Annotated in this window: 6 protein-coding genes; 5 read left to right on the forward strand and 1 reads right to left on the reverse strand. The window is 74.0% G+C overall.

Translation table 11 applies throughout. The features are described from left to right. Positions 1-1,370: NsdA family TPR-like regulatory protein (locus SSP24_RS41560; RefSeq protein ID WP_141316319.1), on the forward strand; the 1,370-nt coding region annotated here is incomplete at its 5' end. A 94-nt stretch (positions 1,371-1,464) separates the two neighbouring features. On the opposite strand, the gene SSP24_RS41565 is transcribed toward SSP24_RS41560, so the two are convergent. Further along, positions 1,465-2,061, reverse strand: a complete 597-nt coding sequence (locus SSP24_RS41565; RefSeq protein WP_141316321.1) for a histidine phosphatase family protein — start codon at positions 2,059-2,061, stop codon at positions 1,465-1,467. 196 nt (positions 2,062-2,257) lie between these two features. Here SSP24_RS41565 and SSP24_RS41570 point away from each other — a divergent pair, with 196 nt between their 5' ends. Genes SSP24_RS41570 through SSP24_RS41585 form a run of 4 tightly spaced genes read left to right on the forward strand, consistent with a single transcriptional unit; the run spans position 2,258 to position 7,332 of the window. Continuing rightward, positions 2,258-3,214: a phosphatase PAP2 family protein gene (locus tag SSP24_RS41570; RefSeq protein ID WP_141316323.1), complete on the forward strand. Its 957-nt coding sequence runs from the start codon at positions 2,258-2,260 to the stop codon at positions 3,212-3,214. After that, positions 3,165-4,355: a hypothetical protein gene (locus SSP24_RS41575; protein WP_229865312.1), complete on the forward strand. Its 1,191-nt coding sequence runs from the start codon at positions 3,165-3,167 to the stop codon at positions 4,353-4,355. Before SSP24_RS41570 ends, SSP24_RS41575 begins: the two co-directional genes overlap by 50 nt. Further along, a complete protein-coding gene (locus SSP24_RS41580; protein WP_141316325.1) occupies positions 4,346-5,959 on the forward strand; it encodes a hypothetical protein in 1,614 nt (537 codons plus the stop codon). The genes SSP24_RS41575 and SSP24_RS41580 overlap by 10 nt, the downstream gene beginning before the upstream one ends. Continuing rightward, complete coding sequence (locus tag SSP24_RS41585; protein WP_141316327.1) at positions 5,956-7,332, forward strand: AAA domain-containing protein; 1,377 nt, start codon at positions 5,956-5,958, stop codon at positions 7,330-7,332. Before SSP24_RS41580 ends, SSP24_RS41585 begins: the two co-directional genes overlap by 4 nt. The last annotated feature ends 15 nt before the right edge of the window (positions 7,333-7,347 follow it).

Genomic DNA, 7,347 nt, shown 5'->3' on the forward strand with positions numbered 1-7,347 from the left:
GGCGCTCGCCCGCCGAGTTCGCCGCCGCGGTGCGGCGGGCCGCGCGCGAGATCGGCGAGCGGGTCAGCTGTGACGCGCGTTACATCGGCCGGGTGGAGGCGGGCGAGATCCGCTGCCCCAACTACGCCTACGAGCGGGTGTTCCTGCACATGTTCCCCGGACGCACGCTCACCGACCTGGGGTTCGCGCCCCGCTCATCCGTTCGCGGACGGGGGCGCGGGGCGCGCACGGACGAGGACACGCCCCCCGTGCACTCCATGAGCCCGGCGCAGAGCGCGAGTGAGACTCGCGGGGCGGGCGAGCCGTATGACACGCAGGACCCGTACGACACGCACATCAACTACGAGGAGAGCGACGTGCTACGTCGCGCATTCATGACCGGCGGGGGCGCCACCGTGGCCGCCGCCTCGCTGGGCCCCTTCGGGCTCGCACTCGACGCGTCGGCGGCGGAACGCCCCGTGCGGCGCCCCGGGGCGAGCGAGGCGGGCGCACTCGAAGAGGCAGTTCGCAGGATCCGGTTGCTCGACGACCGGCATGGCGCGGATGGGTTGTACCGGCGCGCGGCGGGTCCGCTGCGCGCCGCGTACGCGCTGCTGGACGCCGGCGCGACGCGGCAGGCGACCGCCGACCGGTTGCACTCGGGCGCCGGTGAACTGGCCATCTCCGTGGGGTGGCTGGCGCACGACTCGGGACGGTTCGACGACGCGCGTTCGCACTACGCGGAGGCGCTGGCGACCGCGCGGATGACCGGGGATCCGGCGCTGGAGGCGCACGCCTTCTGCAACACGGCGTTCCTTGCGCGGGATGCCGGGCGGCCGCGGGAGGCGGTGCGGGCGGCGCAGGCCGCGCAGCGGATCGCGCATCCCCTGGGGTCGGCTCGGCTGATGTCGTTGCTGGCGTTGCGTGAGGCGGGGGGATGGGCGGGGCTCGCCGATCGCACCGGGTGCGCGCAGGCGCTCACGCGCGCGCATGCCCTCTATGAGCGGGGTGCCTCGGACGCCGATCCCGAGTGGATGAGCTTCTACGGGGAAGCCGAGTTGGAGGCGCTGGAGGCGCAGTGCTGGTCGACGCTGGGTGACTGGACGCGGGCGGCGCGGCATGCGCGGCGGGCGGCGCATCTGCAGGATCCGCACTTCACCCGGAACATCGCGCTGTACACGGCGGAGCTCGCGGACGATCTCGCGCGCGGGGGGCGGCCCGATGAGGCGGCGGCCGCGGGGATGCGGGTGCTGGATCTGCTGGACGAGGTGCAGTCGTCGCGGATTCAGGCGATGTTGGCGGGGACGGCGCGGGTGCTGTTGCCGCATCGGCGGGCGTCGGGGGTGTCGGAGTTTCTGGAGCGGCATGCTTCGTTGCCGCGCTCTGTCTGACCCCGGCGAGGTTGCGTCGTCCCCGGCGTCGTGGCTGAGGCAGGGTGGGACACTCCCCCGCGCTGGCGGGGTGCTGCTGGTGCAGTTGCGGTGGCTACCCCGCCAAGTGCCCCACGTCGTTCCAGCTCTCGATCGCGGGCTCGCCGTACGCCCAGCCCAGGATCGACAGCGAGGTCGGGTTCAGGCGGATACGGGCCGCGAAGTCGAGGGGCAGGCCCAGCCAGCGGGCGCCGATCGAGCGGAGGATGTGGCCGTGGGCGAAGAGCAGGACGTCGCGGTCCTGGGAGCGGGCCCAGGTGACGACCTCGTCGGCGCGGGCGGTCATGTCCGCCAGCGTCTCGCCCTCGGGCACGCCGTCGCGCCAGATCAGCCAGCCGGGGCGGAGCGACTGGATGTCGGCGGGCGTCAGGCCCTCGTACGCGCCGTAGTCCCATTCCAGGAGCGCGTCCCAGGTACGCGCGCGCGTGCCGAAGCCGGCCAGTTCGCACGTGTCACGCGCGCGGGAGAGCGGACTCGTGCGCACCTCGACGTCGGGGAGCCCGGCGTACGGCGTCTGGTGCAACCGTTCGCCGAGGAGTTTCGCGCCGCGCCGCCCCTCGTCGAGGAGGGGTATGTCGGTCCTGCCGGTGTGCTTTCCGGCCAGCGACCACTCCGTCTGCCCGTGCCGGGCCAGCAGGATGCGCGGTGCCATAGGGGGACGGGACCTTTCCTGGAGAAGAACTGAGCGGAACCTCTCCATCATCGCGCACCGTGACCGGGGGCAACCCGGGGGGCGATCTCAGCGTCTATCAGGGCCGGAAGGCACCCGACAGGAGCCAACACATACACCGTAAAGTGGACGACCGGGCCGAGGGGCGCCGCGCGATGAGAAGGGGGAGGGCGATCGGATGCCGCACGCCGAGACACCGGGCATCGAGGCGGCCCCGCATCACCCCCGGCTGCGCTGGTGGACCGAGCTGCCGCTGATATTGCTGGTGTACGTCTGCTACTCGGCGGGCCGGCTGCTCGCCCGGGGCGATGTCACCACCGCCGTCGACCACGGCCTGGCGATCCTGCGCATCGAGAAGGCCCTGCACCTCAACGCCGAACACCCGCTCAACCGGCTGTTCACACGCGAGCCGTGGATCGGCATACCCGCCGACTTCTGGTACGCGTCGCTGCACTACCTGGTCACTCCCGCCCTCCTCATCTGGCTCTTCCGGTCCCGGACCGTGCGGTACCGCGCGGCCCGCACGTGGTTGATGACCTCGACCTTCATCGGCCTCATCGGCTTCACGTTGATACCGACCTGCCCGCCCCGCCTGCTGTCGGCCGGGTACGGGTTCGTGGACACGATGGCCCAGTACAGCGCGTACGGCTGGTGGGCCGGTGACGCGAGCGCGCCGCGCGGGCTGGGCGGCATGACCAACCAGTACGCCGCGATGCCGAGCCTGCACGTCGGCTGGGCGCTGTGGTGCGGGGTGATCCTGTGGCGGTACGGCGGAACGCGCCTCGCCAAGGTCGCCGGTGTCGCCTATCCGCTGGTGACCACGATCGTCGTGATGGGCACCGCCAACCACTACCTCCTCGACGCGGTCGCGGGCATCGCCGTGATGGGCGCCGGGCTGCTGCTGGCGCCGTATGTGATGCGGTGCGTGAACAGCGCGCGGACGTGGCTGACGGCGCGCACCGCGCCCGCCGCAACGGACTCTCCTGCCGCTCGTGCCTCGATTGTCAGTGGCGGATGTCAGACTTCGGCGGGTGAGCGAATTCCACGGCAGCGCGAGTCACGGTTCGGATCGGGAGCCGAGCCGGGTGCCTCCCCCACGGACGCGGGGGACGGCGCTCCGGCACCGGCTCGCTGAGCTGCGCGGTCCCGACGTCCCGGCCAAGGCACTGGACGCGCGCGCCCTCGCAGCACTGGCCGCCAACCCCGGATGCAGGCGACGCGCGATCCTCGACGGCGCGGGGGTGAACAAGGCGGCGCTGGCCAGTGCGCTGGGCTCCCCGTCGGCGTTCGGGCAGTCGCAGTTCGCCTTCATGCGGGGCAATGCGTTCGAGGCGCGGGTCAAGGCGGACGGCGGCGCGGACCTGCTGCGGCTGGCGCACGAGAAGCTGGACCCGCACTCCGAGCCACCCGCACACGCGCGCGTGCCGGAGCTGTCCGCCATCGGCCCCGAGGGCCGTGCCGCGCGTACGGCGCTGGCGCTGCGCGAGGCCGTCGAGGCCGGCGGCTGGACGCTGCTCGACCATCCGATGCTCGCGCTGGACGTCGCCGGCTCCCCGGCGTTCCTGGAGCCGGACGCCGTGGTCGTGCACCCGGACGGCGGCTGGACGGTCGTGGAGATCAAGTCGTTCCCGATGCTGGACGGTTCGGCGGACCCGGCGAAGGTGGGCGCGGCCGCCCGGCAGGCGGCGGTGTACGTGCTGGCGCTGGAAGAGGTCGCCGCCCGTATGGAGCCCGCCCCGGCGGTACGGCACCAGGTGCTGCTGGTCTGCCCGAAGGACTTCTCCAACCTCCCCACCGCCTCCGTCGTCGACGTCCGCAAGCAGCGCGCGGTCACCCGCCGCCAGCTGGCCCGCCTCACCCGTGTCCAGGACATCGCGGACGCGCTCCCCGAGGGCACGTGCTTCTCCCCCCAGCTGCCCGCGGAGCAGCTCACGGTCGCCGTCGAGTCGGTCCCGGCGACGTACGCGCCCGAGTGCCTGTCCGCGTGCGAGCTGGCCTTCCACTGTCGTGAACGCTCCCGCGCGCGGGGCGCGGTGACGTCCCTCGGCCGCTCGGTCCGCGCCGAACTGGGCGGCCTGACGACCGTCGAGGACGTCCTCGCGGCGGCCCGCGGCGCGGCAGGCGACCCGGACGACCCGGCGGTGGCCGCCCTGCGCCGGGCGGCCCACCTGCGCGCCGAGGCACTGGGCCGCCAGCAACCCAAGACGCCCGGCGGACAACACCCCGACGCCCCCGCCCAGCGCGCCGAGCCCCCGGAGGCCGCCCGGTGTCACTGATCTCCACCCTCGCCCGCCTCGAAGCCGTCGACACCGGCCGCGCCCAGCCCACCGCCACCGTCCGGCACCGCCACCTGTCCGAGCACCCCCTCATCCTCGTGCCGCTGACCACCGCCGGTGAGGCCGGCGCCCCGCTCGGCGCGCTGGTCGGCACCGACCGGGACGCGCCGCGCCTGCTCGTCGTACCGCAGCCGCGCGACCGCGACCTCAGGTTCACGTTCCTGGCCGAACTGGCGGACGTGGTCCTGCCCTACATCGACGCCCACGCCGAGAGCGTCGAGGCGGCCGAGCGCACCGAGACCGACCCGGAGACCGGCAAGCGGGTCAAGGTCGAGGTGGAGCTGTGCGCGGACGCCCCGCAGCTGATCGTGCCGAGCCGCGCGGGCATCGACTTCGTACGGCTGCTGGGCCGCTCGATGCGCTTTCGCCGTACGGCGGAACAGGACCCGGAGACGCCGCATCCCGCCCCGCCGAGGGTGCCGTTGCTGGGACGGTGGCTGACGCACTACGGCGAGCGTGCCCGGGTCCCCGGCTCCGCGCTGCTGCTGGCCCTGACGGACGTACTCTCCCGGCACTGGGCGACCGGCCAGTCCAGCCTGGAGGACCAGCACCTGGGTGCCCTGCTCGCCTGGATCGACCCACCGGAAGGCACCACCGGCGCCGAGGCCGCGGTGCGGGCCGAACTGCACCGGGACGCGCAGGGCCAGCTCCTGTGCCCGCCTGCCGGACCGGCCACCGACCCCGCGTTCGACAACAAGCTGCTCGCCCCGGCCATCGAGCGCTACGACCGCGCGCGTACCGCCCTCGCCGCCGCCGAGGACGGCCTGGAGGCGGACGACCGGCTCGGGGACGTCACCGCCGCCGAGCGGGAGATCCGCGCCCTGATCGAGCGGGTCACGCGCCCCACCTGGGACGCGGTCTGGCGTGGCCTGGACCTGCTGCGGGAGCTGCCCGAGGGGGCGCGGGTCGAGGAGCGGTGGACGCGCGACCGCTGGTCGTTCACCGGCCACCGGGACCGGGTGCTCGCGGGCGAGCCCCCGCAGCCGCGCCGCGACGACGCGGTGACGGCGGCGAACAAGCTGGCCGCGCGCGAGCGCGAACAGGCCCGCCTGGAGGCCCAGGAGGCCCTCGACGACCCGCTGGTGATGGCCGGGCGGCGGCTGTCCGGGGAGGCGTTCGCGGGCGAGGTCACGGATGTGGTCATGGCGTACAGCGAGGGCAAGCGCCCCAGCCCGCGCCCGCTGGTCACCGTCCGCACGGACGACCGGCCGCACCTGGGCGAGCGGGCGAAGGTGTACCGGTCGCTGGGCGGCAAGCCGCAGTCCGCCGAGTTCGTCGGATACGAGGCCGACGGGGCCGGGGACCACGAGGGCACCCTGGTCGTGCTGCGGATCCTCGACAAGATGGGGCGCGGCAAGGAGCCCGAGGCCGGGTCCGTGCCGGAGAAGGGCGACGCGGTGTGCTTCACGCTGTTCGAGCACGAGCAGCGGGGCGGCGCGAAGCTGCCCGACCCGGAGCAGACGCCGTGGACGCACGGCGGGCCGCCCGGTGAGCGGACCGACGCGGAGCCCGCCGATCCCGTCACCGAGGAGGACGTCCTGTGACCACGGAGACCGCCTACGACCCCGGCGCCGCGGCGGCCCGTGCCACCGACGCGATCCTCCGCGACACCCTGCACGGTGCGCACCGCGGTGTCGTCGTCGACTCCCCGCCCGGCGCGGGCAAGTCCACGCTGGTGGTGCGTGCGGCGCTGGAACTGGCCGACGCGGGGCGCCCGCTGATGGTCGTCGCGCAGACCAACGCCCAGGTCGACGACCTCGTCGTCCGGCTCGCCGAGAAGAACCCCGAGCTGCCGGTGGGCCGGTTGCACAGCAGTGACGCCGACCCGTACGACAAGGCGCTGGACGACCTGCCGAACGTACGGAAGTCGGCGAAGGCGGCGGAGCTCGCCGGGCTGCCGGTGGTCATCTCCACCGCCGCCAAATGGGGGCATGTCAAGGTCGACGAGCCGTGGCGGCACGCGATCGTCGACGAGGCGTACCAGATGCGGTCGGACTCGCTGCTGGCCGTGGCCGGGCTGTTCGAGCGGGCGCTGTTCGTGGGCGACCCCGGGCAGCTGGACCCGTTCGCGATCGTGGGCAGCGAGCAGTGGGCGGGCCTGTCGTACGACCCCTCGGCGTCCGCGGTCACCACTCTGCTGGCCCACAACCCCGAGCTGCCGCAGCACCGTCTGCCGGTCTCCTGGCGGCTGCCCGCCTCGGCGGCGCCGCTGGTGTCGGACGCGTTCTACCCGTACACGCCGTTCCGCAGCGGCACCGGCCACGGCGACCGGCGGCTCTCCTTCGGCGTCCCGTCGGACGGCTCCGGGCCCGACCGGGTGATCGACGAGGCCGCGGAGTCGGGCTGGGGCCTGCTGGAGCTGCCCGCCCGGCACACGCCGCGCACCGACCCGGAGGCGGTGCGGGCGGTGGCGACGGTGGTACGACGGCTGCTGGACCGGGGCGGGGCGGCCACGTCGGAGCTCCCCCAGTCTCAACTTCGTTCGACCGGGGGGACCCCCATGCCCGAGCCGACGCCGCTGACCGCCGACCGGATCGCCGTGGGCACGGCCCACCGCGACCAGGCGGCGGCCGTCCGGGCGGCCCTCGCCGAGCTGGGCGTGCGCGAGGTCACCGTCGACACGGCGAACCGCCTCCAGGGCCGGGAGTACGACGTCACGGTCGTCCTGCACCCCCTGTCCGGCCGCCCCGACGCCACCGCGTTCCACTTGGAGACGGGCCGCCTCTGCGTCCTGGCCTCCCGCCACCGGCACGCGTGCATCGTGGTGTGCCGGGCGGGCGTGAGCGAACTGCTGGACGACTACCCGTCGACGGAACCGGTCCAGCTGGGGACGCTGGTGAAGTTTCCTGACGGCTGGGAGGCGAACCACGCGGTCCTGGCCCACCTCGCCGAGCACCGGGTGAAGTGGCGACCATGAACAACACCGCGCCGC

The sequence above is a fragment of the Streptomyces spinoverrucosus genome, from assembly GCF_006539505.1.
In the GTDB taxonomy this organism is placed as follows: Bacteria; Actinomycetota; Actinomycetes; order Streptomycetales; family Streptomycetaceae; genus Streptomyces; species Streptomyces spinoverrucosus.

Coding starts and splice junctions, on each gene's coding strand:
- SSP24_RS41570 (WP_141316323.1), top strand. CDS start 2,258: ATGCCGCACGCCGAGACACCGGGCATCGAGGCGGCCCCGCATCACCCC.
- SSP24_RS41565 (WP_141316321.1), bottom strand. CDS start 2,061: ATGGCACCGCGCATCCTGCTGGCCCGGCACGGGCAGACGGAGTGGTCG.